At 61.9% G+C, this 17,265-nt stretch carries 14 protein-coding genes; 3 read left to right on the top strand and 11 right to left on the bottom strand.

Features of this window, described 5'->3' with window-relative positions:
• Positions 1-7: 7 nt before the first annotated feature.
• Genes tssJ through tssB form a run of 7 tightly spaced genes read right to left on the bottom strand, consistent with a single transcriptional unit; the run spans position 8 to position 6,539 of the window.
• Positions 8-808, bottom strand: coding sequence for a type VI secretion system lipoprotein TssJ (gene tssJ, locus QQ992_RS15715; protein ID WP_286110209.1), 801 nt, complete (start codon positions 806-808; stop codon positions 8-10).
• Positions 805-1,374, bottom strand: coding sequence for an FHA domain-containing protein (locus tag QQ992_RS15710; RefSeq protein ID WP_286110208.1), 570 nt, complete (start codon positions 1,372-1,374; stop codon positions 805-807). Before QQ992_RS15710 ends, tssJ begins: the two co-directional genes overlap by 4 nt.
• Entirely contained in the window at positions 1,371-2,387 is a 1,017-nt protein-coding gene (gene tssG, locus QQ992_RS15705; protein ID WP_286110207.1) for a type VI secretion system baseplate subunit TssG, read from the bottom strand. Before tssG ends, QQ992_RS15710 begins: the two co-directional genes overlap by 4 nt.
• The gene (gene tssF, locus QQ992_RS15700; RefSeq protein ID WP_286110206.1) at positions 2,351-4,117 is read right to left on the bottom strand and encodes a type VI secretion system baseplate subunit TssF; all 1,767 of its coding nucleotides are present in this window, start codon (positions 4,115-4,117) and stop codon (positions 2,351-2,353) included. The genes tssG and tssF overlap by 37 nt, the downstream gene beginning before the upstream one ends.
• A 3-nt stretch (positions 4,118-4,120) precedes the next feature.
• Positions 4,121-4,531 (bottom strand): type VI secretion system baseplate subunit TssE, encoded by a 411-nt coding sequence (gene tssE, locus QQ992_RS15695; RefSeq protein ID WP_286110205.1) that lies wholly within the window; start codon positions 4,529-4,531, stop codon positions 4,121-4,123.
• The gene (gene tssC, locus QQ992_RS15690; protein WP_286110204.1) at positions 4,528-6,018 is read right to left on the bottom strand and encodes a type VI secretion system contractile sheath large subunit; all 1,491 of its coding nucleotides are present in this window, start codon (positions 6,016-6,018) and stop codon (positions 4,528-4,530) included. The genes tssE and tssC overlap by 4 nt, the downstream gene beginning before the upstream one ends.
• A gap of 17 nt (positions 6,019-6,035) precedes the next feature.
• Positions 6,036-6,539, bottom strand: coding sequence for a type VI secretion system contractile sheath small subunit (gene tssB / locus QQ992_RS15685; RefSeq protein WP_119370348.1), 504 nt, complete (start codon positions 6,537-6,539; stop codon positions 6,036-6,038).
• Between the two features lie 326 nt (positions 6,540-6,865).
• On the opposite strand from tssB, the gene vasI reads away from it, so the two are divergent.
• The 3 genes from vasI to tssM are packed head-to-tail and all read left to right on the top strand — an operon-like array spanning position 6,866 to position 12,590.
• Positions 6,866-7,516, top strand: coding sequence for a type VI secretion system-associated protein VasI (vasI, locus tag QQ992_RS15680; protein WP_286110203.1), 651 nt, complete (start codon positions 6,866-6,868; stop codon positions 7,514-7,516).
• Positions 7,504-8,967, top strand: a complete 1,464-nt coding sequence (gene tssA, locus QQ992_RS15675) for a type VI secretion system protein TssA (protein ID WP_286110202.1) — start codon at positions 7,504-7,506, stop codon at positions 8,965-8,967. The genes vasI and tssA overlap by 13 nt, the downstream gene beginning before the upstream one ends.
• Entirely contained in the window at positions 8,964-12,590 is a 3,627-nt protein-coding gene (gene tssM, locus QQ992_RS15670; protein ID WP_286110201.1) for a type VI secretion system membrane subunit TssM, read from the top strand. Before tssA ends, tssM begins: the two co-directional genes overlap by 4 nt.
• 18 nt (positions 12,591-12,608) lie before the next feature.
• Here tssM and QQ992_RS15665 read toward each other — a convergent pair whose 3' ends face one another.
• Genes QQ992_RS15665 through QQ992_RS15650 form a run of 4 tightly spaced genes read right to left on the bottom strand, consistent with a single transcriptional unit; the run spans position 12,609 to position 17,184 of the window.
• Complete coding sequence (locus tag QQ992_RS15665) at positions 12,609-14,291, bottom strand: FAD-dependent oxidoreductase (RefSeq protein WP_286110200.1); 1,683 nt, start codon at positions 14,289-14,291, stop codon at positions 12,609-12,611.
• 40 nt (positions 14,292-14,331) lie between these two features.
• The gene (locus QQ992_RS15660; RefSeq protein WP_284354596.1) at positions 14,332-14,652 is read right to left on the bottom strand and encodes an NIPSNAP family protein; all 321 of its coding nucleotides are present in this window, start codon (positions 14,650-14,652) and stop codon (positions 14,332-14,334) included.
• Entirely contained in the window at positions 14,637-16,370 is a 1,734-nt protein-coding gene (locus tag QQ992_RS15655; RefSeq protein WP_286110199.1) for an FAD-dependent oxidoreductase, read from the bottom strand. Before QQ992_RS15655 ends, QQ992_RS15660 begins: the two co-directional genes overlap by 16 nt.
• Positions 16,371-16,374: 4 nt before the next feature.
• Complete coding sequence (locus QQ992_RS15650) at positions 16,375-17,184, bottom strand: shikimate dehydrogenase family protein (RefSeq protein ID WP_286110198.1); 810 nt, start codon at positions 17,182-17,184, stop codon at positions 16,375-16,377.
• Positions 17,185-17,265: the final 81 nt, after the last annotated feature.

Below are 17,265 nucleotides of genomic sequence, written 5' to 3'. Positions count from 1 at the left end.
CGTGCCATCAGTCTTCTTCCTTGAGCACGATGTGCGTGTCGTTGACCAATACCGACAGCATGATCTGGCGGCCACGTGGCGGAATGCGCAGCACTTGCCGCCAGCTGGCGTCCTCAAGGCCTCGGTAGTCGGCAATCACCGCCACGAAACGGGTTTCGGCATGGATGGGTTCGAACGGGATGTACTTGAACTGGCCAGGGCGCAGCAGGTAATCGTCATCACGGATGTAGGTACTGCGCAGGGCTTTGGCCGGGTCCTGGTCCAGCAACTGGTACACGGTGTTGCGCAGTAGCGAGTCGTCGCGCAGCTGCAGGATCTTGATGGCAATCGGCGTGGCGACGGGTTCCGAGGCCACAGTTGTGGTGTGCGGCAAGGTCAACGTCACGGTCGGGTCGTCGTAGCTGCCGGGGGTGCTCTCTTCCAGAGGAGAGCGAGCCGGGTCATCGTTGCCTTCCTCATCCACCTCGACGGGGGACAGGGCTGGAAACTGCTCGTGCAGGTATTCCAGCAGGGTCACGAGCTTTTCCGTCAGTGCATAAGGGTCGCCCGCACTCAGGGTTACGGCGTAGGGGCTCGGCTCCAGGGTGCTGTGCTGTTCTTCGGCCGCTACCTCAAGGCTGTTCGGATTAGCATTGAGGGTAGGGCTCGCGTTGATGCTGAACGCAACTTCGGTCGGATGATCCTTCGGCGGCCCGATGGGCAACGTGTGGTCCATGGCCACTTGGCTCATCCTGCTTAACGAGGTGCAGCCGGCACCCCCGAGCATTGCAACCAGCAGGGCCGCGACCAGCAACGGTTGGCGGGTCATGGGCGATCTCCGGCAATCAGCCGCAGCAGCGGGTTCGACGGAGACGCCTCTGACTCAGTGGCTGCATCCAGCGCTGCCAAGGGATCGTTGCCCATGGGGGGCTCGAAGGCCGAGCAGATCTCGGTAGCCGGTTGGGTAGCAGAGGGTTCGATCGGCCAAGAGGCTGCTGTTTCTTCGGCGATCAGGCGGTCGAGTACCCCCTGATCCGGATAGAACATGTCCTCCAGCGAACGCGTGGCGGCGGGGTCGTGGGCGTACTGAACCTGTAGCCGATAAGCACCCACCCGAAGCTGGTCGCCCTCAAGCAGGCGTCTGGGTGGGTGTGCACCCAGGCTGGTGGCGCTGCCATTCAGATAGGTGCGCTGGCAGTGATCGATCACACAGAAGCTGCCTTCTATCCAGCGGATCTCGCAGTGGATGGGCGCAACGCTCTGATTAGGGTCGTCGAGCTGCCAGCTTGTCTTTCCGCTGCCAATGGTTCCGCCCTTGCAATCGAATCGGTGCCTGGCGATAACGCCATGTCGCAGTTGGTCCAGGTTGATGATGCTCACGGTCAATGTGTTCATGAGCGCCCCCTGAACCGTACAACGGGACTGATCTGGCCATGCCGGTCGTCGATGAAGCTGGTCCAGCCCAGGTAGGCGCCCTGGCTGCGGTGCAAGCAGAAGGGTGACAACGCGTTCTGCTTCAGGCGCAGTTCCAGGTCGTAGGCAAGGCCGTCACGCAGCAGAACGTCGATCAGTGCGCGCAAACGGCCGAAGTTGATGCCGCTGGGTAGCAGGTCCCGCAGCTGCGCCTGGTCGAGTTCGCTGATCACGATGGTGAACTTGCTGCTGCGTGTGCGTGTACGGCTGCCGATCATGAACGTGCTGCCCAGCTGGCCGTTGGCGCGCCCCAGGCTTACGCGTTGCCCGGCCGCAGTGGGTACCGAGCGGGTTTCGAATTCGCGGATCTGCACATGCTTGAGGTCGAAGCAGTGCGCAATGATGCCGGCCACGATGCCTGGTGCACGGCTGCGGCTGGCGATGACCCCGGCAAAACTGAGCAGGCGGCTCCAGGGCAGTGCCGTATCTCCTCGCAGTTGCTTGTCGTTAAGCCCCAGCAGGGCAAAAACGTACTGCGAGAACCCGTCACGGGCACCCGGCTGGAAGCGGATGTAATACCGGTATTTGCGCCAGCTGCGGTGCAACAGGCTGAGCAGGTAGTGGTTGAAAAAGTCGAAGAACGCCGGCCGTACACCGATGCCTTGCGCATGTTCATAGGCCACCTGCTCCAGGTAATAGGTGGGCAATGGTGAATCGGTACCGTGTAACCCGAGGAACGTGGCAACGACCCGATAGCGCGCCTCTTCGTCGGGCATGCGTTGGGCTTTGTAAACGTCCGATACGGGGAAGGTCAGCCGTGGGTCACAGGCCAGGCGCACGCGCAACCGGGTAGCCTCGTCAGGCCAACGGGGTTCCAGATCGTCGCCATGCAGCCCATGCAGCCGCTCCAGCAACTGGAAGAAGTTGTACTGGTGCGCCTCGGTGAGCAGTCTGTCGGCTAGATCAGCGGTTGTTTGCCGGTCTGTATTGGCCATGTGTAGTGCTCGTTGTTGGTGATGTTGATCACTTCCAGCTGATGGAAGGAGTTGATGCTGGCGTACAAGGCGAAGAAGTGGGCAAGTACGCAACTGAACAGGTACAGGTCGCCTTCGCAGAGGAAGGCGGCCTGGTCCAGCTTCAGCCGGGTGTGCAGGCCGCGAATGGGTTGCCCCTTGATTAGCCAGTCCATGGGCTGTGTATGAATGTCGCGCATGCCGTCCAGGCGCTTCTGGGTGGTACGCGCCTGCTGGATGTCGTGCAGGGCGACGAAGTCGTAGGCGCGGATCACCGCTTTGAGCGGCTCGACCGAGAGCAGGGACAGGTAGTTGAGCGACATGTTGGAAATCAATGCCCATTGCAACTGGCCGTCCAGCACCGGGCGACAAGGGCGGGTGGGCTTGCAGATGTTGGTGTAGGTGGCCAGTGGCGGCGTAAACTCGGTACGCGCGTTGATGTCACCGATGCCCAACGCCAGCGGCAGGTCTCGATTGGTGCACGTCAGGTCGATGGACGCGGTTTCCAGCTCGCCGATATAGCTGTTGGCATCGGCACGAACGAAGGCGATGCGGTGCGTGACACCATCGCCGCGCAGGCACGCCTCCAACTGGTAGCGGTAATACAGCGCAGTGCGTCCTTGAACGTGCTCGATTTCATGGGCGAACGATTCGAAGGGACGGAACGTTCGCAGGTGCTCACCGACACTCCCGTCGGTCGTCGTTCGCGTGCTGATGACCTGGTCGACACTGAAGATTTCGTAACCGTGTGGCTGTGCTCCCTTGGGTTTCAGTGGGACCAAGGCGTCCTCGCTGGACAAGTCGATGGGCTCGGCACTGTGCTGAAACAAGTTGACTGCAGGTGCGCAGAGCAAACTGAAATCTGCGTTGCTGACACGCAGTGTGTCGGGTAACTGGCGCGTGAAGTGAAACTCGAGGCTTACCGCCAGGCTGTCATGCGCCGGCCAGGCTCTATCCAGCCCGGTGACGCTGAAAAAGTGAAAGCGCTGGGGGAAGACAAAGTACTCCTGCAGGATCCGGTAGCCATCAAAGACGTTCTGCGGGTAGGGCAGCAAGGCATCGTCGGGGCTAAATCCCGGGAAGGAGATGCTGCCGGCTGGCAGCCGACGAACTTCACCCTTGACGATCACGTTGATGTGCTTGAGGTATTGGGAAACCCACAGGTACAACGTGCGGGCGGTGCGAATATCACCGCTGAGGTAAAAGTCGAGGCTGGAGCAGCCCAGGCTGTTCAGTGGCCGGTCGACCAGTACCTGTAGGCCGATGCGGATCACAGCGTTATCGAGTGTCTGGGTTGCACTCACCGTGTCGATCCTGAACGGATGAATGTTCACCGCAGTGCACGTGCGGAACTCGCAGGCTACGCCGTCCACGGGTGCCGAGCACAACCTCGACCCCTTCGGAATGTGCTGTGACTGACTGAGAGACTGCTTGACCGGGGTGAACTGGATGATCGTCGCGCTGGGCAGGGGCCGCAGGTAATTGGGCCACAGCAACTGCAGCATGGGGTGAGTCAGCTCCGGCAGGTCGTCTTCCAGTTTGAGCCGCAGTTTGGCGGTCAGGAATGCAAAGGCTTCCATCAGGCGTTCGACATCGGGGTCACTGGCACCTGTGCCAAGCAGCCTTGCAAGTTGTGGGTTGTCCTTGGCGAAGTCGTTCCCCAGTTCGTGCAGGTAACGCAGCTCTTCGCTGAAGCGGTCTTTCAGTGACATCGGTCACCTCACTCGGGTGTAGCGGTTGAGCCCGTTGACCAGCAGCTCGAGTTGCAGCTGCTCTGCGTGGTTGTTGACCTGCACCTGGCAATCGAGCCTGAAATGCAGCTCCAGCGGGGCATGGCTATCGGGCACTGCCTTGAGCGTGCGTATCTGGATACGTGGTTCGAAGCGCTGGAGGGTGCGGCGAATATCCGCGCTCACTTGTACGAGCAAGTCGCCGCGGTTCACGTCATGCCCGTTGAAATCACGCAAGCCCAGCTCAGGACTGCTCTGAGAGCACCCCTGGCGGGCGTTGAGCAGCGTTTCGAGGTGGCGCTTGATGGTGGCGAACGTGTGCGCAGCGCTTTCCTGTCGAGTGGCTTCCGGACGGGTACTCTGATCCACCGTCAAGCGTTCAAAAAATCCATTCATTGCGTATCGAGCCGCCCGACCAGAGAGATCTCGAAGTTCGCGCCCATGTACTTGAAGTGCGGACGCACGGCGATCGAAACCTGGTACCAGCCTGGGTCACCGGCAACATCCGAGACTTCAATGTGGGCGGCACGTAGTGGCCGGCGGCTGCGGACATCGGCAGACGGGTTTTCCTGGTCGGCGACATACTGCTTGATCCACTTGTTCAGGTCGGACTCAAGGTCTCGGCGTTCCTTCCAGCTGCCGATCTGTTCGCGTTGCAGCACTTTGATGTAGTGGGCCAGGCGGTTGACGATGAACAGGTAGGGCAGCTGGGTCCCCAGCTTGTAGTTGGTCTGTGCCTCCAATCCCTCGGGGGTTTTCGGGAAGTTCTTGGGTTTTTGCACCGAGTTGGCTGAGAAGAACGCCGCATTGTCGCTGTCTTTACGCATGGTCAGGGCGATGAAGCCCTCTTCGGCGAGCTCGAACTCCTTGCGATCGGAAATCAGCACCTCGGTAGGAATCTTGGCCTGCAATTGCCCCAGTGACTCGTACAGGTGGACTGGCAAATCTTCGACCGCACCGCCCGATTGCGGGCCGATGATGTTCGGGCACCAGCGGTAGCGGGCGAAGCTGTCGTTGATGCAACTGGCCAGCAGGAAGGCGGAATTGCCCCACAGGTAGTGGTCATGCCGCCCGGCGATGTCTTCGTTGTAGTTGAAGCTCTCGATTGGCTTTTCTTGCGGATGGTAGGCGGAGCGCAGCATGAAGCGTGGCCCGGTCAGTGCGACATGACGGGCGTCTTCGCTTTCGCGAAAAGCGCGCCACTTGGCATGACGTGGGCCGGCGAAGAGGTCTTTTATTTCCTTGAGGTTGGGCAACTCTTCAAAGCTGCTCAAGTTGAAGAATTCGGGGGAAGGTGCGGCCAGGAAGGGCGCGTGGGACATGGCACCTACGGAGGCCATGTAACTCAACAGTTTGATGTCCGCGGAGGCGGGGCCAAAGTTGTAGTTACCTACCATGGCCGCAACCGGCTCTCCCCCGAACTGGCCGTACCCGGCGGTGTAAACATGTTTGTAGAGGCCGCTGCAGGTAATGTCTGCGGCATTTTCGAAGTCGTCGAGCAAGTCCTCTTTGCTGATGTGCAAAATTTCGAGTTTGATGTTCTCTCTGAAGTCCGTGCGGTCGACCAGAAGTTTCAGGCTACGCCATGAGGATTCAAGCCGCTGAAACTCGGGTTGATGCAAAATGGCATCCATCTGTTTGCCTAGAACCCGGTCAACCTCTGCAATCATCTGGTCGACCCGGTGCTTGTTGATCAGTTGATCCGGGTCATTGCTTTTGAGGATTTCGGCGATGAAGGCAGATACGCCCTGCCTGGCAACCTGATAGCCCTCCTGTGTAGGTACCAGTTTGGTTTCTGCCATGATCTGGTCGAGCAAGTTGCCATTGCCCAATGTATCGAGGGTTGCGTCTGTGGTGACGGTGGTGGTGTTTGGCTTAGGCATGGGGACGCTCCGTTGTCTCAGTCTTTTTCTGGCGCTTCAGGTAACAGGTCCAGTTCTTGTGCGAGCTGTTTACGGGCTTGCTCGTTGTTCAGCAGGTGTTGCAGTTGCTTGCGGAAGGCCGGGACGTTGCCAAGCGGGCCCTTCAGGGCGACCAGCGCTTCGCGCAGTTCCAGCAGCTTGTTCAGCTCGGGTACCTGCCGCGCGATACGGTCCGGCCCGAAATCGTTGATGGACCTGAACTGCAGATGGACCGCCAGCTCGGCATCCGGGGCTGCACTGAGCACGGAAGGCACAGATACCGCCAGGCTCACGTTGGCGTCGTTCAACACGCTGTTGAACGTGTGTTTGTCGACACGCATCACCTGGCGGTCCTCGAGCGCGCGGTCTTCATCCAGGCCGAAGTCGCCCAGTACCAGCATTTTGTGGGGCAGCTCCACCTCAGCCTGCTCATCGCTCGTAGCGGGGACGTATTTGATATTGACGCGTTCTTTAGGCGCGACAGAACCCGTATTTCTAGACATCGGTACGTAACTCCCTGTTGGTTTGTAGGATGTTTAATTGTGGGGTTTGTTTAATGTGCTGTTTCTCTTGTAGGAAGTTTCTTACATATGTTTATCTGGTGGGGTGAGTTGCCTTGCTCCTATAAAAACCATGCAGGGTGAAGTGCTCTTTGGTCGAGCATGAAGATGTAAGTAAATATTTGTTTGTGTGCAGTCGTCGCTGTGTATTAGTCTCCATCCGGTTTTGTTTTGGTTGGCTATTTCTTGGCGCGTGAGTCGATATGTGTTTGTAGGAAAGTGGGCGCGGTCATATAGGCGTTTATACTGTTTTTGGAGAGTGAATCAGGATGATTAACCGTTCTGTATATGGCGCCGGTCTCTCGTTGCTGTTTTGTTTGCAGCCGGTACTGGCAGGCCCCACGCGGGACTGTTCACGGATTGTGTCGAACGTCGAGCGACTGGCCTGTTTCGACCAGGCTGCGAACACGCCGGCATACACGACAGAACGGCAGTGGTCTGCACCAGAGCAGCAGGCCCCGAGCGTGTTGCGCGTGATGGCAAATGAAGCGGCGCGGGCGCCAGATGACCTGACGTTTCACATCGGTAGCCGAACCGGTGACGGTGCCGGCGTTTCAGCGCTCGTGATATCAGCGCCTGCCATCGCATCGGGTAACGAACCTGCTTACCTGGCAATCAGTTGCATCCAGGCCATCTCCCGGCTGCAACTGATTGCCAAGCGCCCGATCGAGGCAAGCTGGGTCAAGGTACGGCTGACAGGGCAGGGCTGGTCTACCCGTGAAACGCTCTGGCAGGTGATGGAGAACGGGCAGGTAATCGATGCCGGCCGAGGCTTGCCAGCGATCGAGCAGATCAGGGCGCTGATTGGCGCCCATCGCATCGAAGTTGTGAGTGAGCACAGCGAGCTCGACGGGTTGATCTTCGATGCACAAGGGCTGACCCCGTTGATCAGCCAGGCGCGAAGCGCATGCCGGTGGTAGCGCAGGTGTCAGAGGGCAAGCTCACGCGACTGCTGGCGCCGATCGATCCGGCAGTACCGGCTGGCCTGTTCGATGTCGAGGACGAAACCTACCAGGCGATCGACCAGGAGATGGTCAAACTGGGCGGGCTGCAGGAGGCGATGATCGACTGGGTTTACATCGAAGAGGCGTCCTGTCAGTACCTGAGCCAACAATGCAAGCACCTGCGAATCGTCGCGCACTTGAGTGCCGCCTGGTTACGCAGCCGCTGCTGGGAGCGTTGGGGAGATACCTTGGCTTTGCTGGCCGGCATGATCGCGTGCTATTGGGAACCCGCCCACCCCAAGCCAGGGCCGAAAGGCTTCCTGACCAAGCGCAAGCTGGTCGGGCTGGTGATCAACCGCTTGACCGAGGCGCTGCCGCGTCTCGACCGTTTCACTTATACCCCTGCCCATGCAGCGGCAGCGCAGGCGGCGTTGAAACACCTGCAACAACAGCACGCGGCACAGCTGGAGGCTGCTGTTCTCGATGGGCTGGAGCGCCTGTTGTGCCAACACATTGAACGTGTCAGCGGTGCCGGCGAGGCTGACGTGCCCAAGGCGCCGGCTGCAAGCGTGAAGCCTGCGCCGCTGGCCGATGTCATCGCCGCGCCCATGCCGCGTGTGTCGATGGGCAGTGAACGTGAGACACGACGGGCCATACTGGCCATGGCCGAACTCATCAACCAGCAGGATCCTTACGATCCAACGGGCTACCAGTTACGGCGTTTCGGTTTGTGGGCACACATTCAGGCGGCGCCTCCGGCCAGGCAAGGCACCCGTACGGAATTGATGGCGGTGCCACTGGATATCACGCGGGTCTATGAAGAGGCCATTGCCAGCACAGCGATAGACCCCGCCTTGCTTCAGCGCATCGAAAAGAGCGTGGCGGCGTGCCCTTACTGGATTCGTGGCAGCTTTCTGGCTGCAACCGTCGCCACGCGGCTGGCGATGAGCGATGTGGCTGAGGCCATCCGTTGCGCGACCGCCCGGTTTGTACAGCGCATGCCGGCACTTCAGCAGCTGTGCTTCAGCGACGGATTGGTATTTGTCGATGACCAATGCCTGGCGTGGCTCAAGGGCGCGCAAGGGCCTTCTGGCCAAGCGGCCGCTCCCTACGCGTTTGGTGGCCTGCACGAGGAACTGGCCGGCCAGCTGGACAACGGCGGCGTAGAGCCCGTGCTGCTAAGGCTGCAAGCGCTGCAAGCGGACCTGGGTACCCCTCGAGACCGCTGCCATACCACCATGATCGCAGCCGACTTGCTGGCCGCACGGGGCGTGTCCTGGCTGGCCCAGGACTTGTGCGCCGGCGTTGCCCGAACGATGCAGCAAACCACCGCCAGTGCGTGGGAGCCAGAGGTATTCCAGCGGCTTCAGCAGTACGCAGCCCCTCCAACGCTGGCTGATCAACACAAGGACCAGGAGCCTCGATGAATCATATATGGAAGCAATTCAAAGGTTGGGGCTTGCCGTATGTAACGCGCATTGGCCTGGCGCTGCCGCTGTTACTTGGGCTGGCGGCCACGCTGCTGCTGGTCGCCATCTGGTGGCTCGGCCCACAATGGACGTGGCGCGAGCAACAGCCACTGGCCAGTGTGGCGCACCGCAGCGTGGCAAGCCTGGTACTCATGCTCGTGCCGCTAATAGGCTGGCTGGTGGTGCTGCGTACACGCTTTCGCCGATTGCAAGCGGAGCGCCGGCAGGCACGGGCTGCCGAACAGGATCGCGCGCTGCCGTTGGTGCAGGCGCAAGAGAAGGCGCTGAGCCAGGGGCTTGATCGGTACCTTGACAATGCCGGTGGGCCACGTGCCTTGTACCGGCTGCCCTGGTACCTGGTGATGGGTGATGAACAGGCCGGTAAAACCAGCTTCATCGACTGCACCGATCAGCGTTTTACCCTGACGCGTATCGATCAGGTCCAGGCACAAGGGCGACAGACTGAAGCGCTGGCCTACCCGGTGGGCTGGTGGGTCAGCGACGAGGCTGTGCTCATCGACCCACCCGGTGCGTTCATCCGTCAGCAGCCAGCGGCGGGCTTGGCAGCCGACGTCCCTGCCGAGTCAGCGCCCTCCTTTGTGCCGGGGGCCCAGGCCAGGTTGTGGGACCACCTGTTGGGCTGGCTACTGCGAAATCGCAGCCAGCGAGCGCTTAACGGCGTGGTGCTGGTCGTCGACTTGCCGGCACTGCTGCATGGCACGCCTGAGCAGCGCGTTGCGCTGGCCCACCGGTTGCGCACCCGCCTGTACGAAGTGAGCAGCCACCTGGGCTCGCGCTTGCCGCTCTATGTGGTACTGAGCAAATTCGATTTGCTGGACGGCTTCGATCAGTTCTACAGCAAGCTTTCGGCCGCCAGGCGCGAAAACCTGTTGGGGTTCACCTTCAAACTGGATGCGGTTGACGCGTTCGACGCCTGGCTGGATGAGTATGACGAGCACTACGGTCGGTTTCTCGTCACGTTGCAGGAGCAGCTCATCGATCAACTGGATGTACTGGTGAAGGCGCCACCGTGTGGGCGCCTGTTTTCGCTGTATGGGGCGCTGACCGGGTTGCGCCCCATACTGCTGGCATTTCTGCGTGAAACCCTGGTGAGTGACCGTTACTCCACGCCTGCCCTGGTACGCGGTGTGTATTGGTCGTCTGTGATGCAGCAAGGCGACATGCGCAATGCCTTTGTCCGTGAAGCCGCACAGCCCTACAAGACGAAACTTCCGCTGCGTGAAGGCAAGGCACAAGGCAAGGCATTGGCCTACTTCATTCAGCAAGCCTTCAGGCGGGTCATCTATCAGGAGGCCGGCCTGGCAGGCGACAACGTTCGGGTGGCGCGCAGCAAGCGTCAACTGCTGTGGGTCGGCTCGGGCGTGGGCATCCTTGCGTTCAGCATCGCCCTGGCGAGTTGGCAACGCTATTTCGATATCAATGGCGCCAAGGCCGCCAGCGTGCTCGCCAAAAGCCAGGAGTACAGCCATCGCCAGGTCGATCAGCGCCTAGACCCGACCGGGCGCAACCTGTTGGCGCCACTGGACCAGATCCGCGATGCGGTGGCGGTGTTTGGCGACTATCGCGTGGCATGGCCAGGGGTTGCCGATCTTGGCCTTTATCAAGGGCGCAACATTGGCCCCACGGTTGACGAAGCGTACCTCAGCTTGTTGTCCAGGCGTTTTTTGCCGGCCTTGGCCAGCGGCGTGATCGATGCCATGAACGCAGCACCGCCGGGCAGCGAGCAACAAATGGCGGCGCTCAGGGTTTACCGGATGATCGAGGACCGCCACAGTCGCCGGCCCGAATGGGTGGAAGACTGGATGGCGCGCCAATGGCAAAAGGCATTCCCTGGCCAGGGGCAGTTGCAGCGAGACCTCATGAACCATTTGAAATACGCCCTGGCCTACGCTGACACCGATTTGCCGCAGTACCGTGAGCATGTCAGCAACGTGCAGCAGGCATTGCGTAAATTGCCTTTGCCACAGCGGGTTTATGAGGGGCTGAAGCAACAGGCTCACGAGCAATTGCACACCGGCCTGAACCTGCGTCACCAGGTAGGCCCTGCATTCGATGTCGTGTATCAGCCTTCTTCCGGGGCCAGGCAAGGGGAGGAGGCTGTGCAGCTGCCCCCCATGCTCACAGCCAAAGGCTTCAGGGAGTACTTTGAACCGCGCAGCCAGCGGTTCGCTGAAATGGCGATCGTCGATCAGTGGGCGCTCGGGGAGCGTGCCCAGCTCGATTATTCGAGCGTTGATCGAGAGGCGCTGACTGAACGGCTGCACAACCTTTACAGCGCCGATTACGTCGACAGCTGGCGTCGCGCCTTGAACGCCTTCACCGTGGCGGACTTCCGTGATCTGGACCATGGTGTCACCGTTCTGGAACAGTTGACTGGCCCGGCAGCACCGTTGCAGCGGCTGCTGCATACGGTCAGGGATAACACGTCGCTCGCGTCACCGGCAGTTGTCGAGGCACCGGGCGAGGTGGGTTCGTTGCGACCCGTAACGGGCAACCCCGAAAAACAGCAAACACAGGCCATCCAGCGGGCTTTTGCAGGCCTGGGCGCCATGCTGCAGGTGACAGGAGACAAACCGAGCTACTACGACGAAACCCTGGGTGCCGTATCGGCTGTGCTGGACTATGCCAAGGCCGTACAGGACAGCCCGGACCGCGGCAAGGCTGCACTGCAAGCCGTGCATCAGCGCTTCTCGATGACCGGGCAGGACCCGATTGGCACCCTGCAACGTGTTGCCACAGGTTTACCGGAACCGATCAACCACCAGGTCAGAAAGCTTGCCGACCAGACAGCCCAGGTGCTGAACGTTGAAGCACTGCGCGAACTGGAGCGACGTTGGGATGCTGAGGTGTACAGCTTCTTCCAGCAAACTCTGGCAGGCCGCTACCCCTTTGTGGTGAGGGCGCCTGATGCTTCACTGGATGACTTCGAAGCATTCTTCGGGCCCAAAGGGCGCCTGCAGCAGTTTGATGATCAGTATCTCAAGGTCTTCCTCAAGGACAACCTTGAGGCGTTGCAGTCTGGCCAGCACGGGCAGTCGTTGATTCGCCCCGATGTGATCGAGCAGCTCGAGCTGGCCGAGCGGATTCGCGAAACCTTCTTCGATCAGCGCGGCAAGTTGAGCGTGCAGTTCAGTATCGAACCGTTGGGGCTCAGTGCGAACCAGCGTACCAGCCTGCTGGACCTGGATGGCCAGTTGATCTCCTACACCCATGGGCCTACCCGGATCACCGGTATCGTCTGGCCCAATACCATGGGGCAGCAGGTACGCAGCAACCTGACGTTACTCAGGCAGAACGGCAATAGCAGCAGCCTCGAATACCGTGGCCCATGGTCGATGTTCCGCTTGCTCAGCCGCGGCTCGCTCAATGGGCGGACGGCGACCAGCGTGGACCTGAGCTTCAGGACGGGCGACGGTGTAATGCGCTATCGGTTGAATGCTGAAAAGGCCTTCAACCCCATTACCCAGCAACCGTTCAAAGGTTTCCGCTTGCCACGCGGGTTAATGCAACAGCCCACCAAGGTTGCTCAATCGGGGCAACCCCATGAACAGCCTTTATGACGCCATGCCTCGCTGAGGTCATGCCGAGGCCACGCCGCTCAACGCCCTGCCGGCCAGATACCCGAAGGTCATCCCCGGCCCAAGGGTAATGCCACCGCTGGGGTAGTGCCCACCCATCACGCTGTGCATGTCGTTGCCCACCGCAAACAACCCGGGTATCGGCTGCCCAGCGTGGTCCAGCACTCGGGCCGAGGCGTCGGTGCCCAGCCCGGCGAAGGTGCCCAGGCTGCCCGGCAGTAGCTTCACGGCGTGAAACGGCCCGTGCCGCAAGGGCCGCAGCGACGGGTTGGGGGCTTGCAACGGATCGCCCTGAGCCCGGTTGTAGGCCGATGCGCCACGCTGGAATACGGGGTCCTCACCTTGGGCTGCATGCCGGTTGAAGTCGTGCACCGTGCGCTGCAGCTGCGCGGCGTCGATCCCGCAGCGCTGCGCCAGCTCCGTCAGGCTGGCGCTACTGTGCAAGTAGCCACGGCGTTGATAGAAGCGGGTAGGGAACGGAAAGGGCTTGGCCCAGCCAATGCCATAGCGGCGTTGTGCTGCGTGGTCGCAGATCAGCCAGGCTTCAGGTGCTTCGCCGTGCGGTGTAGCGGCGAACAGTGCGTTCATGAAGTCATGGTAGCAATCGGCTTCGTTGACGAAGCGTCGGCCATCGCGACGTACCGCGATGAAGCCAGGTTTGGCGCGGTCGATCAGGTGCGGGAAATGGCCGAAACTGCCATCGCCGCGTGGCACCTTCGATACAGGTGCCCAGGCCCCAGCCTGGGCCAGTGCCGTACTGACCAGGCCACCGGCTTGTTCACCCAACCGCAGGCCGTCGCCGCTGTTTTCCTTGGGTGCTGCGGAGTAGTGCTGGTCACCCTGCGGCGCATGCGGCATCAGTTGCGCGATGCGCTGGCGATCATGTGGGAAGCCACCGCAGGCCAACACCACACCACGGCGTGCCTGGATGACCTGGCCGTCGGCAAACAGTGCGCCACTGACCCGGCCTTCGCCCAGCAGGTGGCTGGCCGGTTTGTTGGTCAGCAGTGTCACATCGAGGTCCAAGGCGCTGCGCAGCAGGCGCGCCACCAGCGCGTTGCCGTTGACCAACTGCTGGCCGCGACGATGCAGCAGCAGGTCTCGCCCATGGCGCAGCAGGCGCTTGCTGACATGCAGCGCCGCCTTGGCCGAGCGGGTGGCGTTGAAGAAGGCGGCCATGTCGGTGCCACCGGCAATGCCCATGCCGGCCAGGCTGACGATGTCCAGCGGTGGGCGTAATGTGTGCAGACAAGGCCCGAGCTGGCGCCCGTCGTAGGGCAGGGCACACAGTGAGCGCCCGCCGTGTGCACTGCCATCGCCTTCACGCATGTCGGGCATGCGGCTGCCACTCTGGAACTGGACCGCCGTGTGCTGTTGGAAAAACGCCACCATTTCCGGGCCATGGCGCAGGAACGCACGTTGACGCGTGTCCAGTTCGTGGGTGTGGGTTTGCGCACGCAGGTAGCGCTCTGGGGCATCGTCGGCTTCGACGATGCCTTCGGCGATGGCCAGCGGGTTACGCGGTATCCACAACCAGCCCCCCGACCAGGCGCTGGTGCCGCCCAGCTGGCGGGCTTTTTCCGCAACGATCACCTGCAGGCCGTGATGCGCGGCGGTTACGGCGGCAGCCAGGCCCGAAGCGCCGGAGCCAATGACGAGTACGTCACATTCGAGGGGGTGCATGAAGGGGTTCCGCTCAGGCGTTGGTAGAGGATGGCGCGCTTTACTGCAGCGGCGAAAAACCGGTGGGCCGCAACAGCCGCGATTGCAGGCGCACAACGGCCCCGAGCTCGCGGTTAAGCCGCGAAAACGCTGCCCAGCGCGGGTCCGCTGCCATGGCTGTACGCCGTGCGATGCGATCGTCGAGGCTGGCATAGCCCCAGATGTGCACCACCTGGTTGACGTCGCCGAACTCGCTGGTGAAAAAGCCGACCAGGTTACCCAGGTGTTCGCTTTGCACTTCCAGCGCATGGCTTTGGTACAGGGCTAGCCAGTCGGCCATTTTCAGTGGGTCGAGGGTGTAGGTTCTCAGTTCGTAGTACATGCCGGGGTCTCCGTATGGGTGGCCGGCGCCTGCAGGCGCGCGGTGATGTGGTTGGCAGCGAGCCAGCCGAAGGTGAGGGCAGGGCCCAGGGTGATGCCGGGGCCGGGGTAGGTGCCCTTCATCAGTGAGTTCATGTCGTTGCCGACCGCATACAGCCCGGCAATCGGCTGGCCGCTTCGGTCAAGCACATTGGCATCGGCGTTGGTCACCAGGCCACGGGCCGACCCGAGGTCGCCGGTGTGAATGCGGATGGCGTAGAACGGCCCGTTGCTCAACGGCGCTAGGCAGGGGTTGGGCGTGTGTTGCGGGTCGCCCATGTAGCGGTTGTAGCTGTTGCCGCCTTTGCCGAACGCACGGTCGATGCCATTGCGGGCATCCGTGTTGAACTGCTCGAGGGTTTGCGCGAACACTTTGGGCTCTACGCCAATGGCCTGGGCCAGGGCTTGCGGTGTAGCGGCCCGGTACAGGTAGCCGGCGTCGATCAATGCCTGGTTGTTCACAGGCTTCGGCCGCGCCAGGCCGAGCCCATAACGGTTCATCGCCTCGGCATCGCACACCAGCCAGCAGCTGGCAATGCCGTTGGCGAACATGGTCTGCACGAAGTGGTGGTAGGAGTCGGACTCGTTGACGAAGCGCCGCCCGGCCGGGTCTACCGCAATCACGCCAGGTTTGGCACGGTCGGTGACCAGGTGCGGGAAGCGCTCTCGCTGGCCATCGGCATGGCGCCGTTCGGAAACCGGCGCCCAGAAGAAGTTGGCCGCCAGGCCTTCGCCCTCGGCGGCCGACACCGCCTGACCAAGGCGCAGGGCGGCACCGTCGTTGCTGGCGGGCGACATGGTCAGGTGCGGCGCCGCTTGTGCGGGGCGGTAGCTGGCGGCCAGTGCGCCTGCAGCGAACCCGCCCATGGCGCACACCACGCCGCCACGTGCCATTACCCGCTGACGTCGGCCCTCGTGCAGTACAACCACGCCGGTCACCACGCCGTGCTCGACGATCAGCGCTTCGGCTTCGCTGCGCAACCACAGTTGCGTGCCATGGGCGAAGGCACTGGTGGCCAGGCGGGCGATCAAGGCGTTGCCGGTGGTAAGCCGAGTGCCACGCGGGTGCTGCAGGCGGTCCCGCGCGTAGCGCGCCATCAGTTTCAGGCAATGCCACAGCGAACTGGGCGAGCGGCGAATACTGAGAAAATGCTGGATATCCACGCGGTTGACCATCATGCCGCCGAACAGCAGCATGCCGGGCGGTGGCATCTGCAGGTCCTTGAAGCGCTGGCCGAGGTGCTTGCCGTCGTACTCGACCATTTCCAGAGCCCGGCCGAACTGCGTGGCGCCGGGTGCATCCGGGTAATAGTCGGGCGAGTGCGGGCGCAAGGCGTAGCGCAGTTCGGTGTGCTGTTCCAGCCAGCGCAGCGCCTGGTGCCCATGCTCGATGAAGGCGTCGCCCAACATGGGGTCGTAGCCGTCACCGATGACGTGTTTGAGGTAGGTGCGCATGGCCTCGGGGGAGTCCTTGGCACCCGCGTCCCGGGCCTGATCGGTGCCGTACAGCCATACCGCACCGCCGGAAATCGCCGAGGTGCCGCCAAAGCGTTCGGCCTTTTCCACGACCAGTACCTTCAGCCCGCGGCAGGCCGCGGTGGCAGCCGCAGCCAAGCCGCCGGCGCCACTGCCCAGTACCACCAGGTCAACGCTGTGTTGTGTGTGTTCAAGGGTCGCCATGGCTTCAGATCTCCAGCGGCGTCACGCCCATGAAGGCGCCAAGGTGGCCGAGTTGGGCGTAGGCCATTTCCGGGCCGGTCTGGATCGGGCAGCCGACTTGCCGCGCGCGGTTCAGCAGTGGGGTGATCTCGGGCGACGTGACCACGTCGGCCACCAGGGTGTCGGGTTGCAGGGTAGCCAGCAGGGCGGCGGGCAGTGGCAGCTCGGCGCTTGTGCCCATGCCGACCGGGGAGGCGTTGGCCACCAGGTCGAAGTCTTCCAGCCCACTGAACTGCGTGCTGACCGTAAGCCCTGGGAAGGCATTGCCGAGCAGTTCGCACACCGCACCCATGCGCGTTGTGCTGGGGTCGCTGAGGGTAATGCTGGCAATGCCTGCCTCGCCCAGCGCATAGGCGATGGCACTGCCAACACCGCCGCAACCGATCACCAATGCCCGCTTGCCCGTCGGTTTGAAGCCATGCTTGCGCGCAGCGCCCAGGAAGCCGGCGCCGTCCACGTTGTCGCCCAGCAAGCGCCCGTCGCGCTCGCGGCGTATCACATTGACCGACCCCAGTGCCGCCGCACGTTCGCTCAGGCTGTCCAGGCGGTTGGCCAGGGCCTGCTTGTACGGCACGGTGATCACGCAGCCGCGCAGGTTTTGCCAGCCGCGCAGGGTGCCGGCAAAGCTGTCCAGCGCCGCCTGGTGCAGGTCGATGGGCAGCATGGCGAGGTTGCAGTTGTTGTGGGTGAACCAGGTGTTGAAGTTTTCCGGGGACTTCACCTGGGCGATGGGCGAACCGACGATGGCGACCAGTTCAGTTGAACCACGAATCATGCTGACCTCCTTATTGGCGTTGTTATGGCGGTAAGCGTGAAGCAGCGGGGTGTGGGCAACAATGCGCTAGTCGGTGGTTTA

Origin of the sequence: Pseudomonas kurunegalensis, from assembly GCF_030291635.1 — a bacterium.
Taxonomy (GTDB): domain Bacteria; phylum Pseudomonadota; class Gammaproteobacteria; order Pseudomonadales; family Pseudomonadaceae; genus Aquipseudomonas; species Aquipseudomonas monteilii.
The sequence above is the reverse complement of the archived record's forward strand: the minus strand, read 5'-3'. Positions and strand labels throughout refer to the sequence as shown.

Coding starts and splice junctions, on each gene's coding strand:
- tssA (WP_286110202.1), top strand. CDS start 7,504: ATGCCGGTGGTAGCGCAGGTGTCAGAGGGCAAGCTCACGCGACTGCTG.
- tssF (WP_286110206.1), bottom strand. CDS start 4,117: ATGTCACTGAAAGACCGCTTCAGCGAAGAGCTGCGTTACCTGCACGAA.
- tssC (WP_286110204.1), bottom strand. CDS start 6,018: ATGCCTAAGCCAAACACCACCACCGTCACCACAGACGCAACCCTCGAT.
- QQ992_RS15660 (WP_284354596.1), bottom strand. CDS start 14,652: ATGTACTACGAACTGAGAACCTACACCCTCGACCCACTGAAAATGGCC.
- QQ992_RS15650 (WP_286110198.1), bottom strand. CDS start 17,184: ATGATTCGTGGTTCAACTGAACTGGTCGCCATCGTCGGTTCGCCCATC.
- vasI (WP_286110203.1), top strand. CDS start 6,866: ATGATTAACCGTTCTGTATATGGCGCCGGTCTCTCGTTGCTGTTTTGT.
- tssJ (WP_286110209.1), bottom strand. CDS start 808: ATGACCCGCCAACCGTTGCTGGTCGCGGCCCTGCTGGTTGCAATGCTC.
- tssE (WP_286110205.1), bottom strand. CDS start 4,531: ATGAATGGATTTTTTGAACGCTTGACGGTGGATCAGAGTACCCGTCCG.
- tssB (WP_119370348.1), bottom strand. CDS start 6,539: ATGTCTAGAAATACGGGTTCTGTCGCGCCTAAAGAACGCGTCAATATC.
- QQ992_RS15665 (WP_286110200.1), bottom strand. CDS start 14,291: ATGCACCCCCTCGAATGTGACGTACTCGTCATTGGCTCCGGCGCTTCG.
- QQ992_RS15655 (WP_286110199.1), bottom strand. CDS start 16,370: ATGGCGACCCTTGAACACACACAACACAGCGTTGACCTGGTGGTACTG.
- QQ992_RS15710 (WP_286110208.1), bottom strand. CDS start 1,374: ATGAACACATTGACCGTGAGCATCATCAACCTGGACCAACTGCGACAT.
- tssG (WP_286110207.1), bottom strand. CDS start 2,387: ATGGCCAATACAGACCGGCAAACAACCGCTGATCTAGCCGACAGACTG.
- tssM (WP_286110201.1), top strand. CDS start 8,964: ATGAATCATATATGGAAGCAATTCAAAGGTTGGGGCTTGCCGTATGTA.